This is a genomic window from Pyxidicoccus caerfyrddinensis (assembly GCF_010894405.1).
Lineage (GTDB): Bacteria > Myxococcota > Myxococcia > Myxococcales > Myxococcaceae > Myxococcus > Myxococcus caerfyrddinensis.
The window spans coordinates 518950-537953 of sequence record NZ_JAAIYA010000003.1; the positions used below are offsets into that span (position 1 = coordinate 518950).

The window sequence follows — 19004 nt, forward strand, 5'->3', positions numbered from 1 at the left end:
CCATCGCCTTCGGTGAAGAAGAGACTCGCGAGCCACCGTAGCGACCACGCCCGGGTGCGCTTCAAGGCGCCCCGGGTGCGTGCAGGTATCTGGAGGTTCAACGTTGCAGCAACGTCAGAACGGGAACCACGAGGGGCGCACGCTGCGTGGATTGCCCAGGGCCTCGGAGAGCTGCGCGTTCAAATCACCGAAGGCCTGGTTGTCCAGCCACATGGCTTCAATCTTCTGCTTCCCGAGCTTCACCTCGTGGTGCTTGCCGTCCGCTCCGGTGGCCGTTACGGAATCGCCGCCGTTGTACGTGACGCGGAAGGACTCGCCCTTCACATTCACGGGCACGTCGAAGTGGAGGTTGGCGGGCACCTGGGTGGAGAGGTTGGTGCCGCGCGCGCCGGGCTTGCCGAGGTCGTCCATGAACTCGCGCAGGAAGCCCTGCGTCACCTGGCGCGTCTGCTTGTCGAGCGCGGGGTCCACCTTCGCGTCGTAGCCGAAGCCGAGCATGCTGTTGCTCTTCTTCGGGTCGGTGAGGTCCCACGTGGGCACGCTGAGCATGAACTGGTTGGCGCCCGGCTGGGTGCGGTCCCTCCAGTCCTGCGCGTTGGTGGCGTTCTCCTTCAGCATGGAGACGCCGTTGAAGGCGTTCCACAGCACGTCGTCCGTGTCGAGCTGGCCGGTGGGCAGCGGCTTCGCGGTGGCCTGGCCATTCACGGGGTGCGCGTCACCGCGCGAGGAGAGCGACGCGCCAATCTGCGGCAGGTCGTTCTTGTTGTAGCCCATGGGCAGGTTGTCCAGCGTGCCGCCGTCAATCAGGTGCATGTTGCGGCCGGTGACGGGGTCCACCACCTGCACGGGCTCGAAGACGCCCGGAATGGCCATGGAGGCGCGCATGGCGAGCGCCACCGGCGTGTCCGGCGTCGTCTCCTGGCTGAAGACGAAGACGCGGTCCTTGGCGCTCTTGAAGCCCTCCTTGCCCACCGCGCTGTCGTACGCCTTGGCGGCGACGAGCTGCAGCGGCACCTTCAGGTCCGCGAAGGTGACGGGCCGGTCCTTGATGCCGGTCAGCTCGCGCAGCTTCGCGTCGAAGAGGTCATACGCGGCCTGCCCGTCGAGGATGCCGCCGTCCTTCATGTCCAGGTCGAAGTCGTAGAGCTTGCCCAGGCGCGGGTCCTTCGCCACGTCCTCGAGCTGCTTCGGCGTGGCGCCGGTGGCGGCGAAGGCCGCGGCGATGGAGCCGGCCGACGTGCCCGTCAGGCTCACCGGCACGACGCCCATCTCCTGCATCTCCGCCATCATCGCGGCGTAGCGCTTGCCCTTGCCGCCGCCGCCCTGGAGGGACAGGTGCACGCCGATGGGCTCGCCGCCCTGCACCGGCATGCCGGCCTCTTCACGGCGCTTCGCGACCGAGGCGGTGTACGCGGCGGCCTTCGCCTTGTCGCCGCCGAAGAGGAAGTCGAGGGGCTTGGGCGGCTTCGTCACCGGCGTGCCGGTGGGGAACTTGCTGGCATTGACCTGGCCGTTGGGGAGCTCCTTGGCCAGGAACTGCGGGTCCAGCCACAGCGAGCCCGCGCGGGGCGCGGTGGCGCGGGTGTAGCCCGTCGTCTTCGTCAGCTCGGCCTCGGCCTTGGCCAGCTCCGCCTTCACCTGCGCGTGGCGCGGGTGCGAGGGGGGCAGCAGGTCCAGCTCCAGCGCCAGCGAGCGCACCTTGCCGAGGTTGTCGCGGAAGCCCTGCGTCTGGGCGATGAGCTGCTTGCCCTGCTTGTCGTCAATCTTCTGCGGGACGATGTGCTCCAGGACCTTGCGGAGGTCGCCCAGGTCGACCTGGAGCAGCTTGTCGAAGGGAATCTGGAGCGGCTTGCCCGTGAGGGTGATGCCCTCCCAGGGCTTGCCGGAGGTGCCGGGCAGCTTCGGGAGGCCGAGCTTGCCCAGGTCCGGCAGGCGGGCCTCGAAGCCGTCGACGAGCTGCTCCGCCTTGCGGGCGACGTTCTGGAGCCCCTGGCCGAGCTTCGCGATGAGGTTGGTGTCCTCGGCCTTGCGCGGGGCGACGGGCGCGGGGGCGTCGGGGGTACGGCGGGGCGCGACCGGGGTGGGAGACAGGGTGTTCTTGACGGTCATGGGCGGGCAGGCTCCGCGGATCAGCCGGGGGGAAGGCGATTGTAGCGGGATTATCGCGCGTACCTTGTCGTAGGTTGTGTGTTCTTCTCTCGGGGCGAGAATTCGGGGCGGCAAGGCCCTTGCTACAGGGTGATCCACGAGGCGTCCGGCGCCTCGGTATCCGGAGGCATCCGTGACGACGTGCCGCAGTCCCCAGATCCAGTCCCTCGTTTCGCGTGCGGTGACGCTCTTCCCCGAGGACACCGTCCTTTCCGCACTCCAGGTGATGCACCGCCACGGGCTGCACGTGCTCCCGGTGGTGGATGGCGAGAACGGGGAGCTGCTGGGGGAGGTGTCGGAGGGGGAGCTGCAGCGGCTCTCCGCCTGCGCTCCGCTGGTCCCGCTGGCTGAAATTCTGACCGCAAAGGCCCTCACGGGCATGGAAGAAACGACGGGCGTTCCGTACGAGTCGCTGAAGGCCGCGCCCGAGCGTTCCTGGCTGCACTGAGCGCGTCAGGCGGCCGCGGCACCCGCCACGCGCAGCACCGCCGCGGCGATTTCGTCCGGCACCTCCTCCTGGAGGAAGTGTCCCGCCTGCGTCTCGGTGACGCGCGCGTGCGGCATTGCTTCCCGGTGCCGCTTCAGCGCGCGGCCGAGAATCGGGTCCTTCAGTCCCCACACCAGCTCCGTGGGCCCGCGGAAGCCGCGCACCCACGCGTCGCCCTCCGCCAGCTCCGGCACGGTGGGGTGGTCCTCGCGGTTGGGCACCATGCGCGCCAGCGCCAGCGGCGCGGCCCGGTCCACCACGCGCCGCAGCGGCCACGCATACGCCTTCGCCACGTCACCGGAGATGGAGCGCGCATCGCCCTGCGTGCGCCCCAGCATCGGCACCGGGAAGTTGAACAGCTGGAACGCCACGTCGCTCACCACCGGCAGGTGCGAGAAGCGGTGGAACGCCGTGGTCCGGAGCGTGCGCGGCGTCAGCACCGACGTGTTCAGCACCACCAGCCCCGTCACCCGCCCGCCCGAGCGCGCCGCCATCCACGCGCCCATCGGCCCGCCCCAGTCCTGCACGCACAGCACCACGTCGCGCAGATTCAAGCGCTCCACCAGGTCCAGCACCGCCTGCCCGTGGTTGGGCAGCGTGTGCACGGCCAGCGAGCGCGGCTTGTCGCTCAGCCCCAGGCCGATGAGGTCCGGCGCCACCAGGCGCAGGCCCCGCCCGTCCAGCCCCGCCATCACCTTGCGCCAGAGGAAGGACCACGTCGGGTTGCCGTGCAGCAGCAGCACCGGCCGGCCCTGTCCCTGGTCCAGGAAGTGCATTTTCACGAGCCCGGTGCCGAAGCGCACCGGGGCGAAATGGGAGTGGAAGGGGAGCAGGCGCGAGATGAAGTCGGGAAGGGCGCTCATGGTGGAGTGGTGGACGTTCTACCGCCAGGCAGGCTCTGCCAGCCAACACCCCGCCCGAGTGACTGGCGGCTGGCTGACGGCTCGGACCTGGGGGCGGGCTGCAATCCCGGAAGAAGTCCACAGCCTCTAACCGGTGGCCCCCGGGCCTGCTGGCGTTCATTTCTTGGGGGGCGGAGGAGGCGTGGCATGAAGGCAGTCGCAATCATCCTCGCTGCGGGTGAGGCCCGGCGGATGGCCCATCCCAAGGCGCTCATCGAACACGAGGGAGGAAAGAGTTTCCTCCAATCACTGGCATCCACGTTTGGAAAGGCGGGTTGCTCGGTCATCGGAGTCCTGGGCAAGGACTCGGAGGCCGTGCGTGAGCAGCACCCGGGGCTGGAGTTGGTGGAGTCGGAACGGTGGCAGGAGGGGCCGCTGGCCTCGGTGAAGGCGGGGCTCGACGCCGCGCTGGAGTCCGGAGCGGACGTGCTGCTGCTGCAACCGGTGGACATGCCGGCGCTCCGCGCGTCCACGCTCAAGTCCCTGCTCAAGCTGATGGGTGAGGGAGACGAAGTCATGCGGCCGGAGTTCGAGGGCGCGCCCGGCTGGCCGCTGGTGCTCTCACGGGGTGCGGCCGAGCGGCTGCGCGCCGCGGAGGGCCAGCAGCTGGAGCCCGCGCTGACGGCACTCAAGGTGCGGCGGGTGCCGGTGAAGGACCCGGGCGTGGTGGTGAACATCAACACGCCGGAGACGTACGAGCGGCTCTTCGGAACGGCACCGAAGCTGGCGCCTCCACCGAAGCGGCGCGGCAAGCGCACCGGCACCGGGGCCACCACCGTCGGCGAGCTGGGCGGTGGCGCGGCGCCCATGGCCGCCGCGTCCGAAGAATAGGTCCTCGAGGGCCGGAGCTCCCCTGTGTCCGGGTGGCTCCGGCCCGGAAGTACCTTCCGAGGTGACGGCCCCGTCCCTTTCGCGCCGTGCGGCGGAAGGCCGGGGCTTTCGCGCTTCACGCCGTGAAGCGCCGCTGCTCAGGGCCCGAGGCCCGGGCCGGGCCGCCAGGGCCCCGGCACGGAGCACCGCCCCTCAGAACGCCAGGCCCAGCCCGAGGTACGGGCCGCCGAAGCCCTCGGCGTGCTCGATGCCGTCCACGTGGCCGCCATCGTTGAGGTACAGGCCGCGCCAGCCGCCGCGCACGTTGAGGGTGCCCAGGTGCGCCGCGAGGCCGGCCTGCACATCCACCTGGCGGTGCGGGTAGGGCGTGGCATGCAGGCGCGCCTCCAGGTCCACCGGGGAGCGGCCGATGCACGCCTCCGCCGAGGCGCCGAAGCTGGGCCCCACGAAGATGATGTCCGGCGCGTGCGCGGTGGCCACGCCCGCCTCCACGCGCACGCGGCCGCGCGGTCCCGCCCACAGCGCGGCGGTGAGGTGCGTGCTCAGCAGGGTGATGCGGTCCACCGCGTCCGAGCCGTCATCCGCCGGCAGCGAGATGCCGGTGATGCGCGTGTCCACGCCGAGACGCCGTCCCTCCACGGCCATGAACAGGCCCATGGCGCCGCCGTCGCCGAGCAGTCCGCCCTCCACGCCCAGCCGCACCATCAGGGGGACGGGCTCGTGCCGCTCGCGCACCCGGGTGAGGGGCGCCAGCGCGCGGGGGCGCGGCGCGGCGATGATGGCGCCGGCGACGATGAGCTCCGTGAGCGGGCGGCGCACGAGGGCCCGCCGCCTCCGCCGGGGCGCGTCGCCATCGTTGTTCGACGCCTCCCTGCCGACGGGCGTCGCCTGGTGCGTGCGCGGTCGCTCGTCACGCGAAGGGCGCGAGCCGCGGTCCTTGCCCTGGTTGTTGGACTGCGAGGAGGAGTGCTTGCCGAAGCGGGCCTCGGCGGAGGTGGGGCCCACGAGGGCACCGGCGGCAAGCGCGGCGCACAGCACGGCCTTGGGGGATGGCACGGTCCACTCCTCTTCTCGGGATTCGGAATGCTCGCGGGGAAGCGGAATCAAACGCCTTCCCGGCCAGGCCGGCCATGGGCCCCCGGGCGGGGCGTGTCGTTGGCCAACATCACCTGTGCGGCCGTGGACAGCGCTCCCGCCAGAAGCCTGGCATCACGCGCGGTGGTGGACGTCAATCCCCGCCCCGGGCCGGGCGCGGACTGTTTCCAGGGGCCTGTAATATCTGCCTGTCCTCCCCATGCAGATGCTCATGGTTCGACACTGGGCCGGCGGAGGGATGGCGGCGCCCACGACCCGCGTGTTTCCCGAGGAAGGAGCGGTTAGGGTGGCCGCTGTGACCCATGCTCTGGCGCGACCCATGGTCCTCCTCGTCGAGGACGACCCGGATGTCCGGGGAGCCATGGCGGAAGCGCTCCACGACGAAGGCTACGAAGTGGCCATGGCCATCAACGGCCAGGAGGGGCTGCGCGTGGTGCTGGCGCTGGAGTCGCCGTGCCTCGTGCTGCTGGACCTGGAGATTCCCCGGGTGGACGGGCACGCCTTCCTCGAGCGGCTGAGGACGGACGCGCGCTTCGCCGGCACGCAGGTGGTGGGGATGACGGGAGAGGTCGGGCCTCCGCCCCAGGGCGTGGTGGGGCTGCTACGCAAGCCCGTCAAGCTGGCCGCGCTGCTCGCCGCGGTGGCGCGGCACTGCCCCCGGCGGGACACCGAGGGCTCGTCGTCGAGCGGCTAGCGAGCGGCTAGTACGAGAGGCCCAGGCCGAAGAACGGGCCGTGGAAGGTGTCCACGTGCGTGACGCCGTCCACCTGCCCGGCGTCATCCAGCACCATGCCCCGGTAGCCGCCGCGCACCACCAGCGCGCCCAGGTGCAGCGCCAGCGCGGCGCTCGCGTCCACCTGGCGGTAGGGGAAGGGCGTCGTCTGCACGCGCGCCTCGAAGTCCAGCGGGCCCGCCATGCACGCCTCCAGGGACATGCCCAGGCTGGGGCCCACGAAGGTGACGTCCGGCGCATGCGCGCTGCTCACGCCCGCCTCCACGCGCAGCCGCGCGCGCTGCATGGAGATGAGCGCCCAGGTGAGGTGCGCCTCCATCAGGGAAATGCTGTCCGTGTCCTCGGAGCCGTCATCCGCGCTCAGCCCCATGCCGGTGAGGCGCGCGTCCACGCCGAAGCGCCGCCCCTCCAGGCCGATGAACAGGTCCACCGCCGCGCCCTCGGTGACGGGGCCGCCCTGCAGGCCCAGGCGGAAGGACAGCGGCGCCGCGTGACGCTGCTCGCGGAATTCGCCGCGGGGGCCCCGCTGATCGTCGACGATGAGCCGGTGGTTGCCGCTGGAGAAGATGAAGGCGAAGAACCCAAACGTCGCGTCCAGGTCCGAGTGGTGGCGCACGTTGCGGCGGCGCGGACGGTCATCGTCCTTGTCGTCGTCCGAGTCCTCCTCGCCCACCGCCGTGGCCTCGTGCCCCTTGTCGTCGTCCTTCTTCGAGTCGCTCTGGTTGGAGCGCGAGCGCTTGCCGAAGCGGGCCTCGGCCGGCGTCGGGCCGAAGACGAGCCCGAGTGCGAGAGCGGCACACAGCACTGCCCGAAGTGGGGACACGGTTCTGCTCCTCGGTGGGGACCGGGAAAGGGGCCTTCCGGAACCGTGGACGGATGCCCGGCTGCTTTATTCATTTCACGGCAATTCTCCACCCCCCACCCTGGAGGGCACCGGGGCGGGCTTCCCGCCCCGGGCCGTGCCGACCCGCACCTACTTCTGGGGAGACTCGGGAGGCTTGGACGGCGGCGTGTAGCTGTACTTCTGGAGGCACTCGCCCGGCGACATGGGCCGGCACTTGGTGGTGCAGGAGGAGAGCCTGTTGCACGTCGTGGTGCACACCTTCTGCACGCTGGGGGGGACGAGGTCACACGGGCTGCTCAGGTAGATGGAGATGGGCTCGGGGTGGAAGGCGCCAATCTCGTCCTGGCAGGACTCGAAGTCTCCGTCGCCCTTCACCTCGTAGCCGTCATTCACCTTGCAGCGGGGCGGCCGCGTGCTGGTGCTGCCGGGCTCGCAGGGCCCCGCCGTGCGGGCCACGCAGACGTTGGCGCTCACGCCGGAGACGGTGGTGTTGGCGCAGATGCGCGCGGCCAGGTGGCTGTCGCCGGACACCCAGTCCCGCGAGTAGCAGGCGTGGACGCCGTTGTAGGGGTAGCCCTTGAACTCCGACTTCGTGACGAGCTTGGGCTTGAAGGTGTCCTTCTCCAGGATGACCTCTGCCAGGAGCAGGCCCGGGTCGAAGAGGTTCCCGTAGAATGCGCCCTCGCGGAAGGTGTACGCCCCGAAGGGCTCCGCTGGGTACGCGCTCGGCGAGCTGGAGGTCGCCTGCGGCCACACCCACGAGCCGGGCAGCGCGTCGCGGTTGTACGGCGCGGACATGAGGCTGTAGCTGCCGGAGCCGGGGCAGGTGAAGGTGACGCTCGGGGCGATGCCGCACGGGTTGTGGTCCGTCTCCGCGATGAGGTCCGTCCGCTCGCAGCCCCTGGGGTCCTTGCACACGCGCAGGACGCGGTCGCCGCTGATTTCGCCCAGCTTGCCCGTGCAGGCGACGGTGTCGTACGGCGCGCCCGCGGCCACCGTCACGGCGGCGCCCGGGGTGCAGCTGCCCACGCCTTCCCCCAGCCAGCCGCACTCGGGCGTCAGCCCGTAGGCGCCGCTGGAGGGGCAGGGCAGGAACAGGGTGCTCCACTCCACGGGGGCGCCGGACGGGTTGAAGCGCTTCGCGTCACGCGTGTCCTCGCCGCGCATGGACAGCGGCACCTCGACGCCATAGGCGTTGTTGCGCGCCAAGAGGCACGCGGACACGTAGCCCAGGCACTCGCGGGTCGGCGCGTCGTACTGCCACTCCTTGCACAGGCCCACGGAGCCCTCGAAGTAGTGCGTCACGCCCGCCTGGCTCGTCCACTTCACCCCCTCGCCCGCGGGCAGGGCGCACTCCACCAGGTACTTCATGACGCGGAGCGCGGGCGGGTGCTCCAGCTGGTGCTTGAGGCGGTCATCGCCGTCGAAGGCCTTGGAGCTGAGCGGCCCCGTCGTGAGGGCCTGCAGCGAGTCCCGGTTGGTGGTGAGGGCGTTGAGCGCCAGGTCCGACGTGGAGAGCGAATTCAGGATGCGGATGCCCGGCTCTGCAGCGGCCCTGGACGCCGGGAGCATCAGCGCGAGCAGGCACGCGAGCGCGGCCAGCACGGGCCGCGAGGGAGCACGGAGGACGAAGGGCGACATGGGGAACGGACCTCGACGGGAAGAGTACGCGACAGGACGGTTAGCACGCGGCGGGCCGGACCCTGTCCCCCTGTCCTTTCGCGAGGTTGCACGGCGCCAGCGCGGCCGGTGTTGCCTGCCGGTCCACAGCGCTCCCGGCGGGTGTGGACGCGAGGGCAACGGCCACCCTCAGCGCCGGGCCACCTTCTTGCCCCGGACGGAGGTCTTCGCGGCGCGGCGGGGCTCGGGGCGGGCCTGGGCGGAGTCCGGCGGGGCGGCGCAGGTGGCGGTGGTGGCCAGGGCGGCCTGCGCGGCCTGGTGCTGAACTTCCAGCGTGCGCAGCCGACGCGACTGGGACTCGCGCAGCGCCTGCAGCTCCGCCACCCGGGCCTCGGACTCGGCGGCCTCGCGCTCGAGCTGGCCATTGCGCTCCACCAGCGCGGAGATGGAGCGCGAGCCCGCCCAGGTCCCCGACGTGGCGAGCACCACCGCGCCCACCAGCAGGCCCCAGGGCAGCCACGCCCGGCGTCGCCGCGCCGACTCGCTCTGCTGCGTCGCTTCCATGGCCCGCAAGGCTAGCGGGCCCACCGGGGTAGGCCTCAAGGTGGCGGTACGCGCCCCGCGTCCTACCCCTGGCCCGAGTCCCGGGGCAGCCGCAGCACGAAGCGGGTGCCGGGGCCCTCGGGCGGGTCCTCCACCGAGAGGTCGCCGCCGTGGGCTCGGGCAATCTGCCGGGAGATGTAGAGCCCCAGGCCCAGGCTGGCGCGGGCGTGCTCACCGGTGGCTCGCTCGAAGCGCTCGAAGATGCGCGCCTGCGCCTCGCGGGGGATGCCGGGGCCCCAGTCGCGCACGACGATGACGGCCGTCCCGCCGTCGGGCTCGACGGACAGCTCCACCGGCTGGCCGGACGCGTACTTCATCGCGTTGGACAGGAGGTTCGTCAGCACCTGCTCCAGCCGGAGCCGGTCCACCCGGGCCCGCACCGGCGTGTCCGTGTGGACGACGGGCGCGCAGCCCGCGGCGGCCAGCGCGTCCTCCATGCGCGCCACCAGCCGGTGCGCCAGCGCGGACAGGTCCACCTCCTCGCGCTCCAGCTCCAGGCGCCCGGTGCTGATGCGCGCCACGTCGAACAGGTGGGTGACCAGGTGGCTCAGCCGCTCCGCCTGCCGCCGCGCGCCGTCCAGCCCCTGCTTCAGCCGCTCCGGCGGAATCGGCGTGTCGCGCTCCGTCGCGCGCTGGAGCGAGGCGAGCTGCAGCAGCAGCGCGGACAGCGGCGTGCGCAGCTCGTGTGTGGCGATGGCCACGAACTCGTCGCGCGCCGCCACCGCCCCCTCCGCCTCGCGGTACAGCCACGCGTTGTCCACCGCGAGCGCCGCGCGCGACGCCACGTCCTCCATGAAGCCGAGGTCCCTGGCGCAATAGCGTCGGGACGTGCTCTGCGAGACGACGCTCACCACGCCGAGCGTCCGCCCGCGCGCCACCAGCGGGACGAACATCGCCGAGCGCGGGTGCAGCGACTCCATGTGCCGGCGGTGCTCGGGCGACACGGCGAGGGCGTCCAGCCACGCCGGGTCCAGGTCCGACGCCAGCTCCGGCTGCCCCGACTCCAGGACGCGGCGCAGCGGCGTGCGCAGGCCGGGCGGAGGAGGGAAGCGCAGCGACTTCTCCAGCATGAGCTGCGTCTGTGAGTCACGGGAGCGCGCCTCCACGCGCTCCAGCCGCTCGCCGTCCGGGGTGAGGATGTCCACCGTGCAGTAGTCCGCCAGCTGCTCCACCAGCACCTCCGCCACGGTGCGCAGCGTGGTGCGCCAGTCGAGCGAGCTGGACAGGCGCGCGGTGGCGTCCGCGAGGAAGCGCAGCCGCTCCTCCTCGCGCTTCTCTTCCGTCACCTCCCGCACCGTGGCGCCCACGCCCAGCGGCTCACCGTCCACGCACACCGGGAAGTAGGTGGTCAGGTAGTGACGGGGCTCGCCGGGGCGCGGGTCCATCATCAGCTGGTCCACCACCGGCGCGCCCGTGCGCAGCACCTGCCGCAGCAGCGGCATCAGGGCCTCCGCGCCGGCGCCCAGCACCTCCGTCGGGAGGCGGCCCCGGTGCGCCTCCGACGGCACGCCGTTGATGTCGGCCAGCGCCGTGTTGACGCGGACGTAGCGCAGCTCCCGGTCCACGAAGGCCATGCCCACGGGCGAGGCGGCGAGGAGGGACTCCAGCTGCGCCAGCGACGCGTCGCGCTCCCGCAGCGCCTCCTTCGCCTCGCGGTACAGCCGCGCGCTGTCCACCGCGAGCGCCGCGCGGCGGGCGAACTCCTCCGCGTACGCGAGGTCCCTCGGCGTGTAGCGGCGCGCGAGCGAGGTGGAGATGAGGGTGATGAGGCCGAAGCGGCGCTCGCCCCGCGCCAGCGGGAGCGCGAGCATGGAGCGCGGCGCCAGCTCCTCCATCATCCTCAAGTGGTCCGGGCTGCGCGCGTGGCGCTCCAGCCACTCCGGGGTGATGTCCGGCACCAGCAGGGAGCGCCCCTCGGCGATGGCCCGCGCCATCACCGTGTCCGCGTCCAGCCGCCCCGGGTAGGGCAGCGCGCGATTCAACAGCGCCTGGCGCGCCGGGTCCCTGGCGAAGAGGGCGAGCCGGTGCAGGGTGCCGTCCCCGGCCAGCACGTCCACCAGGCAGTAGTCCGCCCACTCGTGCGTGGCCAGGCGCGCCACCGCCTTGAGCGTCGGCTCCCACTCCAGGGACTCCGCGAGCAGGCGGCTGGCCCCGGAGAGGAAGGCCTCCGCGCGCTCGGCCACCTTGCGCTCGGTGATGTCCACGTTGACGGCCACCGCGCCCAGCAGGCTGCCGTCCGCGGCGTACAGCGGCGTGGCCGAGTTGAGGATGGTGCGCCGCGCGCCGTCGAAGGCGACGATGTCCACCTCCTGGTTGAGCACCGTCTCCCCGTCGCGCAGCGCGCGCGCCAGGCCCCACTCGTGCGCCTCCAGCCGCCGTCCGGTGTCCGGCCACCAGCCGGCGTACTCGCCATACCGGGAGGGGTCCTCCACCAGGGGCCTCTGTCCCCCCCAGATGGCCTCCGCCACCGCGTTCGTCTCCAGCAGCCGCCCCTGCGCGTCGGCGATGAAGACGCCCACCGGCAACAACCGCAGCACGGCGCGCAGCCGCTCCCGCTCGGCGAAAGGCACGGCCTCGGTGGCGGAGGACGGAAGCTCGGTCATGCGAAGGGTGGGTGGGGGGCGCCCCGGACACCTACCTTGGGTCCGCCGTCCCGGGCTGACAACCCAGGCCTGCTCGCAACGTCGGCGGCTGGATTTGCACTTCTAGCCAGGAAATCAGTGTGTTGTCGGACGGGGCGGACTTGATTCCGGGACGGGGGCGGGGCGTCATCTGGCCCCTTTCACGAACTGACTTCGGGAGCCGGTGGGCTGATGGCGATTGCGTGTGTAGTGCTGGACTTCGATGGGACCTTCACCGACGTGGCGGCGGAGAGCGCGCCGTTCCTGCGTCACTTCCGCGACGGCCTGGCGCGGGTGGTGGGGCAGCAGCTGGAGGTGGCGTGGGAGGAGGAGGTCTCCGCGCTGAAGGCGGGGGCGGACTCGCTGGGCTGGGAGCTGGGCGGCAGGGTGGTGGCGCCGGCCACGGCGGACCCGTACCTGATGGCGACGTGCGCGGCGCACCGGCTGCTGCAGCGCTTTGGCACGGGCGCGGACGAGGCGATGCGCTCGGAGGCGGTGCAGGGGCTGTACCGCGAGGCGTACGCGTACTCGGCCACGGCCTTCAAGCCGGAGGCGAAGGAGGTGCTGGAGGCGCTGCTGGCCACGGGCCTGCCGGTGACGGTGGTGACGAACGCGCACACGGACCTGGTGGAGAAGAAGCTGGACCAGCTCGCGCCCAAGGGGCGGGAGCGGCTGCAGGTGTCCGGGGACGCGCGCAAGTTCCTGCTGGACCCGCCGGACGCGCCCGACGCGCGCTTCGACTCGGTGCCGGAGACGCAGGTGATGGACGGGGCGCTGCGCCGGCCCATCTACCTGCGCCGCGGCCGCTACTTCCAGGCGCTCAAGCGCGTCTGGGACTCCACGGGCACGCGGCCCGAGGAGACGCTGGTGGCCGGCGACATCTACGAGCTGGACCTCGCGCTGCCGGCCGCGTTGGGCGCGCACGTGCAGCTGGTGGCCCGCGACAACGTGCTGCCCTACGAGCTGAAGGCGGTGCACGCGCTCGGCATCCGCGGCGGCGTGGACCGCAGCCTGCGCGCCCTGCTGCCGCGCCTGCGCTGACGCCGGAAGCACGAAGCCCCGCGTCCCGGTGAAGGGAGCGGGGCTTCTGTGCTGGCGGGGCCCCCTCTCGAAGAGGGCCCCACCGGAGCAACGGGGACGCCTTAGACCTTGGCGCCCGGCGTGGGCTGGAACACCTCGTTGAACTCGGTGATGGCCTTGTTCAGCGCTGCCTTGGTGTCGTTGGTCAGCTCGCGCTTCGTCTGGATGTCCTTGGCGACGTTCGGGTGCTTCCCGTCCGCGAACTCCAGGAACTCACGCATCCAGCGCACCATGTCGGCCACCGGGATGTCGCGAATCCAGCCGCGCTTCTTGGGGTCGTCGCGGTTGGTGGCGGCGTACAGCTGCATGACCTGCTTCTCGACGGGGAGCGGCTCGTACTGGCCCTGCTTGAGCACCTCCACCATGCGGGCGCCGCGGGCCAGCGTCTCCTGCGTGGCCTTGTCGAGGTCCGAGCCGAACTGCGCGAAGGCCGCGAGCTCGCGGTACTGCGCCAGGTCCAGCTTCATGGTGCCGGCCACCTGCTTCATGGCCTTGATCTGCGCGGCGGAACCGACGCGGGACACCGACAGACCGACGTTGATGGCGGGGCGGACGCCGGCGAAGAAGAGGTCCGTCTCGAGGAAGATCTGCCCGTCCGTAATCGAGATGACGTTCGTCGGGATGTACGCGGACACGTCACCGGCCTGCGTCTCGATGATGGGGAGCGCGGTCAGCGAGCCGGCGCCCTCCTCGTCGGACAGCTTGGCGGCGCGCTCCAGCAGGCGGCTGTGCACGTAGAACACGTCGCCCGGGTACGCCTCGCGGCCCGGCGGGCGGCGCAGGAGCAGCGACAGCTGCCGGTACGCCACGGCCTGCTTGGACAGGTCGTCGTAGATGATGAGCGCGTGCATCTTGTTGTCGCGGAAGTACTCGCCAATGGCCACACCGGCGTACGGCGCGAAGAACTGCATCGGCGCCGAGTCGGAGGCGTTGGCGGCCACGACCGTGGTGAACTCCATGGCGCCGAAGCGGTTCAGCTTCTCCACCACCTGGGCCACCGTGGACTGCTTCTGGCCGATGGCGACGTAGATGCAGTAAACGCCCAGGCCCTTCTGGTTGATGATGGTGTCGATGGCGACGGCCGTCTTGCCCGTCTGGCGGTCACCGATGATGAGCTCGCGCTGACCGCGGCCCACCGGCACCAGCGCGTCCAGCGCCTTGATGCCCGTCTGCAGGGGCTCGTGCACGCTCTTGCGCTTCACGATGCCGGGCGCCTTCACCTCGAGACGGCGCGTCTCGGTGCCGACGATGGGGCCCTTGCCGTCCAGCGGCTTGCCGAGCGGGTCCACGACGCGGCCCAGCAGCCCCTTGCCCACGGGCACGGAGGCAATCTGCTGGGTGCGCTTGACGGTGTCGCCCTCGCGGATGTGCTGGAAGTCACCCATGATGGCGACGCCGACGTTGTCCTCTTCGAGGTTGAGCACCAGGCCCTGCACCCCGTTGTGGAACTCCACCAGCTCGCCGGCCAGGGCGCCTTCGAGGCCATAGATGCGGGCGATACCGTCACCGACGGACAGCACGGTGCCAGTCTCCGCGATGGTGACCTTCTTGCCGTAATCCTTGATCTGCTCCCGGATGATTCTGCTGATCTCGTCGGCGCGGATTTCCATGGGCGTTTCGCGTCCTTGCACTGGGCGGCCAACTGGGGGACGGCCGCGTAAAGCTGGAAGTGGGGGCCCCTTACCATGCACACCCCCCCGCTGCAATGCGCACGGCATGCCAGCGCGTGCGGGGGATGATGGCCCCGGTAAGGGCCAGTCGGCCCGGGCCTGGAAGCAGGGAGGGCGGGCAGGGGCGCTGCCGCCTCAGGGGCTGGCGGCCTCGCGGGGAAGCCAGACGATGAAGCGCACCCCGCCGCCGGTGCGGGACTCCACGGTGAGCCGGCCGCCATGGGCGAGGGCGATCTGCCGGGCGATGTAGAGCCCCAGCCCCAGCCCATCCGGGCTCGCGGCGCGGCCCCGGCGGAAGGGCTCGAAGAGGGCGGCGTGCTCCTCGGCGGGCACCACCAGCCCGTCGTTGTGGACGGCGAGGGTGACGCCTCCCACCGTGCCGGACAGCCGCAGCAGCACGGGGGCGTCCTCGGGGCCGTGCTGGAGGACACTCCCCAGCAGGTTGTCCGTGAGCTGCGCCAGCCGGGGCGCGTCCCAGCGACCGCGCAAATCCCCGTCGGACTCCAGCTGGATGGTGCGCCCGGGGTGCGCCAGCCGGCGCTCCTCCACCACCCGCTCCACCACCAGGTCCAGCACGCCGGGCTCCGGCCGCACCACCAGCCCGCCGGCCAGCCGCTCCCGGGTGAAGTCGAGCAGCTCGTGGATCATCCGCTCCATGCGCCGGGCGGCCTGGGCCATGTGGCCCACCAGCCGGCGCTGGGGCTCCTCCAGCCCGCCCAGGCGCTGCAGCGCACCGGTGCCCAGCTGGATGGACTGCAAGGGCGTGCGCAGGTCCGTGCCGATGACGCCCAAGAGCTGGTCCCGGAAGTGCTCCGTGCGGGCGACGCGCTCCTCCGAGGCCTTGCGGCTGCTGATGTCCCAGAGGGCCACCAGCCGCGCCGGTTGGCCCTCCCACGTCACGTCACGCGCCAGCACCTCCAGGGGGATGCGCTGGCCGTCGACGCGCACGCACACGACTTCGTATGGCGTCTCCACCCCGCGGCTCATCGCCCCGAGCACCGTCTGGCGGAACTCCGGCGCCACCCACTCGGCCAGGTTGCGGCCCCGCATCTGCGAGGGCGAGGTGAGCCCCAGCAGCGTCGCCACCGCGCGGTTGGCCTCGACCACCTTGCCGTCGATGTGCAGGAAGTGCCCGTCGCACGCCACGTCCGCGAGGCTGCGCATGTGGGCCTCGCGCTCGCGCAGCCGCTGCTCCTCGCGCACGCGCTCCGTCTCGTCGCGCACCCACAGCACCACACCCGCCAGCGCGCCGCCATTCAGCGCGGGCGACGTGCCCACCCTCAAGTGCCGCTCTCCGGCCGAGGCCGCCAGCGCGCCGTACACCGGCGCCTCCGTCACATCCTCGCCCGCCAGCGCGCGGGCCAGCAGCGGAAACAGCGCGGGCGCCACCTGGGGCCACAGCTCAGGGAGCGGACGGCCCACGTGCGCGCGGGGCTCCTGGCCTGACAGCGCCGCCATTGCCGCGTTCACCCAGAGCGGCCTGAGCTCCCTGTCCAGGAGGGCCACGCCACAACCCGCCGCGTTGAGGAACGCGCCAAGGAAGGGCCTCGACTCCTCGGGCGCGGCCGACGAAGGCGCGCCATCAGGGAGCCGGTGGAGCAGGGACTGCGGCATGTTCAGGTCGTCCGGATAACGCGGGCTTGTCCCGCGTCATGCCGAGTATACCCCTTCCCAGGGCCCGCTGGAAATACCGGTTTACCCTGGACTGCGGGACGAGAAGACGACCTGGACAGTTGGCTGCCGGACGGGCAGCCAGACGTCAGTGCTCCTTGAGCTCGCGGCGCATCTGCTCCAGCTGGGTGCGGAGGCTGCCGTCATACAAGGTGCTGCCGACCTGCGCGGACACGCCACCCAGGAGGGAGGGGTCCACGCGCGTCTCCAGGATGACGTTGCGCTGGGTGAGCTGCTGCAGCTGCTGCTGGATGCGGGCGAGGGCGTCGGGCTGCAGCGGGGCGGCGGTGGTGACCTGGCCCCGGATGCGGCCGGCACGGGCATCCGCCATGTCGCCGAACAGGCGGGCGATGTCCGTGAGGTAGCCGAGGCGGCTGCGGTCCACCAGCAGGCGCAGGGTGCTGGCCAGGATGGGGTCCGCCCCACCGGGGAGGGCCTTCATCACGCCCTCCACCACCTGGGTGCGCTGGCTGCGGGAGTAGGCGGGGTTGAGGAGCACATCCGTCAGCTCCGGGCTCTTCGCGAACACCTGGGCGAAGGCGGTGAGCTGCTCGGCGATGGCGTCGGTACGGCCCGCCTCCGAGGCAACATCGAGGAGCGCACGGGCGTAGCGGCGGGCGATGGAGACATTCACCATGACGGGGGCGCCCTTAGCATGGTGCCTGGCCCCGAGCAACGGCCGTGGCGGCCGCGGGCAACGGCCGTGGCGGCCCCGGCGCCCGCCCTTTCCCTGACAGGACGGACGGCCTGGAGGGCGGGGAGGCGTCGGGTACACCGGGGGTATGGGGAAATAGGGGACTTGGCGAGGTGGCCGGAAGGCCCGTACCGTGGTGTCCTGACCGCCCCCATGCACGACCCCGTCATCGGCATCGACCTGGGTACCACCAACAGCGCCGTGGCGACCGTCGAGGACGGCCGCGCGCGCCTCATCCCCTCGCGCGCTGGTGGCCGGCTGACGCCCTCCGTGGTGGGAATCACGAAATCCGGCGAGCGCATGGTGGGCCACGCCGCGCAGGCGCTCGGGGAGGAACATCCCGACGCCGTGGTGTGGGCCACCAAGCGCTTCCTGGGGCGGCGCTACACGCCGGAGCTGGTGCAGCAGGCGAAGGCGACGGTGCCCTATCCGCTGGTGGCGGGGCCGTCGGGCGACGTGCGCGTGAAGCTGGGCGGGCGGGTGATGCCCGTCACCCAGGTGTCCGCGATGATTCTGGGCGAGCTGGCGCTGGACGCGCAGGCGCACTTCGGACGTCCCGTCTCCAAGTGCGTGATTACGGTGCCCGCCAACTTCGACGACAACCAGCGCCAGGCCACGCGCGAGGCGGCGACGATTGCCGGGCTGGACGTGGTGCGGCTGGTGAACGAGCCCACCGCGGCGGCGCTGGCCTACGGCCTGTCGCGCGGCTTCGAGGGCAACGCGCTCGTGTTCGACCTGGGCGGCGGCACCTTCGACGTTTCGATTCTGGAGGTGAAGGCCGGCGTCTTCGAGGTGCGCGCCACCGGTGGAGACCCGAGGCTGGGCGGCGAGGACTTCGATCAGCGCATCGTCCAATGGCTGCTGGCGCAGGTGGACGATGAGATGCGGCACCTGGTGTCGCAGGACGCGCAGAGCCTGCGCCGCCTGAAGGTGGCCGCCGAGGCCGCCAAGCGCACCCTCACCGAGGCGGACGAGGCCACCGTCTCCGTGGCCGGGCTGGGCGACCACGCCACCAGCGGCCGGCGGCTGACGGAGCTGGAGACGGTGCTGACGCGCTCCTTCTTCGAGACGCTGTCCGAGCCGCTGTCGCGCCGCTGCCTGGAGGTGTGCCAGGGGGTGATGCGCGAGGCGAAGATGGACCCGCGCTCGGTGGACGTGGTGCTGCTGGTGGGCGGCATGACGCGCGTGCCGCTGATTCGGCGGCTGGTGGCGGACTTCTTCGGCCGCGCGCCGTCCACCGACGTGCACCCGGACGAGGCCGTCGCCCTGGGCGCGGCGGTGCAGGCGGACGAATTGCTGCGCCAGTCCGGACAGGCGCTGCTGTTGGACGTGGCCAGCCAGAGCCTGGGCGTGGGCGTGCTGGGCGGGCGCGTGAAGCGGCTCATCGCGAAGAACACCGGCGTGCCGGTGGTGGCGCGCGACATCTTCTTCCCCGGGACTGCCGGCCAGAACGAGGCGCGCATCCCCGTGTACCAGGGGGAGAGCGACTTCCAGGATGAGAACCACAAGCTGGGCGAGGTGGTGCTGAAGAACCTGCACGTGGCCGCGCGCGGCGACGTGCCGCTGGAAGTCGTCTTCGAGCTGTCCAGCGAGGGCATCCTCGCGGTGAAGGCCACGGACCTGACCACCGGCAACATGGAGCTGGTGCGCCTGGAGGCGCGGCCGGGCATGCCGCAGGGCGAGGCGGAGAAGCTGGGCGCGGAGCAGGCCCACTACGCGCAGAGCCAGGGCGTGATGGACGCGAAGCGTGCGGAGGAGCTGTTCCGCAAGCTGCTGGAGCGCGGCGACAAGCTGGCGCGGATGCTCCAGAAGAGCGCGCAGGAGAACCCCAGCCCCGAGGCCCAGGCCGCCGTGGGCACCGTGCAGCAGCTGCTGGACGGCGGGCGCAGCGCGCTCGAGAGCCGGGATGCCGCGCAGTGCGCCTCGATTGCAAGGCAGCTCACGCAACTGCTGTCTGGCCGGCAGGAGCCCCGCGCCTGAGCGTCCAGACTCGAACGCTGGCCCG

At 71.8% G+C, this 19004-nt stretch carries 15 protein-coding genes; 5 read left to right on the forward strand and 10 right to left on the reverse strand.

Translation table 11 applies throughout. The features are described 5' to 3' along the window. Window positions 1-114: 114 nt before the first annotated feature. Entirely contained in the window at window positions 115-2109 is a 1995-nt protein-coding gene (locus G4D86_RS09285; RefSeq protein ID WP_163991718.1) for a patatin-like phospholipase family protein, read from the reverse strand. 172 nt (window positions 2110-2281) lie between these two features. On the opposite strand from G4D86_RS09285, the gene G4D86_RS09290 reads away from it, so the two are divergent. Further along, a complete protein-coding gene (locus G4D86_RS09290; protein ID WP_163991720.1) occupies window positions 2282-2596 on the forward strand; it encodes a CBS domain-containing protein in 315 nt (104 codons plus the stop codon). A gap of 5 nt (window positions 2597-2601) precedes the next feature. Here the strand turns inward: G4D86_RS09290 and G4D86_RS09295 are convergent, their stop codons facing one another. After that, window positions 2602-3498, reverse strand: coding sequence for an alpha/beta fold hydrolase (locus G4D86_RS09295; protein ID WP_163991722.1), 897 nt, complete (start codon window positions 3496-3498; stop codon window positions 2602-2604). 186 nt (window positions 3499-3684) lie between these two features. Between G4D86_RS09295 and G4D86_RS09300 the strand changes: the two genes are divergently transcribed. Beyond that, the gene (locus G4D86_RS09300; protein WP_163991724.1) at window positions 3685-4368 is read left to right on the forward strand and encodes a nucleotidyltransferase family protein; all 684 of its coding nucleotides are present in this window, start codon (window positions 3685-3687) and stop codon (window positions 4366-4368) included. A gap of 192 nt (window positions 4369-4560) precedes the next feature. Here G4D86_RS09300 and G4D86_RS09305 read toward each other — a convergent pair whose 3' ends face one another. Beyond that, a complete protein-coding gene (locus G4D86_RS09305; protein WP_205519508.1) occupies window positions 4561-5424 on the reverse strand; it encodes a porin family protein in 864 nt (287 codons plus the stop codon). Window positions 5425-5782: 358 nt separating this feature from the next. Here G4D86_RS09305 and G4D86_RS09310 point away from each other — a divergent pair, with 358 nt between their 5' ends. Then, window positions 5783-6157 (forward strand): response regulator, encoded by a 375-nt coding sequence (locus G4D86_RS09310; RefSeq protein WP_240360136.1) that lies wholly within the window; start codon window positions 5783-5785, stop codon window positions 6155-6157. 7 nt (window positions 6158-6164) lie between these two features. Here G4D86_RS09310 and G4D86_RS09315 read toward each other — a convergent pair whose 3' ends face one another. From G4D86_RS09315 to G4D86_RS09330, 4 genes are all read right to left on the reverse strand, one after another. Continuing rightward, complete coding sequence (locus tag G4D86_RS09315) at window positions 6165-7019, reverse strand: hypothetical protein (protein ID WP_163991728.1); 855 nt, start codon at window positions 7017-7019, stop codon at window positions 6165-6167. Window positions 7020-7169: 150 nt separating this feature from the next. Further along, window positions 7170-8681, reverse strand: coding sequence for a hypothetical protein (locus G4D86_RS09320; RefSeq protein ID WP_163991731.1), 1512 nt, complete (start codon window positions 8679-8681; stop codon window positions 7170-7172). Between the two features lie 168 nt (window positions 8682-8849). Beyond that, window positions 8850-9224, reverse strand: a complete 375-nt coding sequence (locus G4D86_RS09325) for a hypothetical protein (protein WP_163991733.1) — start codon at window positions 9222-9224, stop codon at window positions 8850-8852. Window positions 9225-9286: 62 nt separating this feature from the next. Continuing rightward, the gene (locus G4D86_RS09330; protein ID WP_163991735.1) at window positions 9287-11866 is read right to left on the reverse strand and encodes a PAS domain-containing protein; all 2580 of its coding nucleotides are present in this window, start codon (window positions 11864-11866) and stop codon (window positions 9287-9289) included. Between the two features lie 210 nt (window positions 11867-12076). Here G4D86_RS09330 and G4D86_RS09335 point away from each other — a divergent pair, with 210 nt between their 5' ends. Continuing rightward, window positions 12077-12925 carry an HAD family hydrolase gene (locus G4D86_RS09335; RefSeq protein ID WP_163991737.1) on the forward strand — a complete coding sequence of 283 codons (849 nt, stop codon included), beginning with the start codon at window positions 12077-12079 and terminating at the stop codon, window positions 12923-12925. 101 nt (window positions 12926-13026) lie between these two features. Here G4D86_RS09335 and atpA read toward each other — a convergent pair whose 3' ends face one another. From atpA to atpH, 3 genes are all read right to left on the reverse strand, one after another. Continuing rightward, window positions 13027-14574: a F0F1 ATP synthase subunit alpha gene (gene atpA / locus G4D86_RS09340; RefSeq protein ID WP_163991739.1), complete on the reverse strand. Its 1548-nt coding sequence runs from the start codon at window positions 14572-14574 to the stop codon at window positions 13027-13029. Window positions 14575-14769: 195 nt separating this feature from the next. Continuing rightward, entirely contained in the window at window positions 14770-16248 is a 1479-nt protein-coding gene (locus G4D86_RS09345) for a PAS domain-containing sensor histidine kinase (RefSeq protein ID WP_163991741.1), read from the reverse strand. 145 nt (window positions 16249-16393) lie between these two features. After that, complete coding sequence (atpH, locus tag G4D86_RS09350) at window positions 16394-16942, reverse strand: ATP synthase F1 subunit delta (RefSeq protein WP_163991744.1); 549 nt, start codon at window positions 16940-16942, stop codon at window positions 16394-16396. A 210-nt stretch (window positions 16943-17152) separates the two neighbouring features. Here atpH and G4D86_RS09355 point away from each other — a divergent pair, with 210 nt between their 5' ends. Continuing rightward, window positions 17153-18979 carry an Hsp70 family protein gene (locus G4D86_RS09355; RefSeq protein WP_163991746.1) on the forward strand — a complete coding sequence of 609 codons (1827 nt, stop codon included), beginning with the start codon at window positions 17153-17155 and terminating at the stop codon, window positions 18977-18979. Window positions 18980-19004 lie beyond the last annotated feature (25 nt).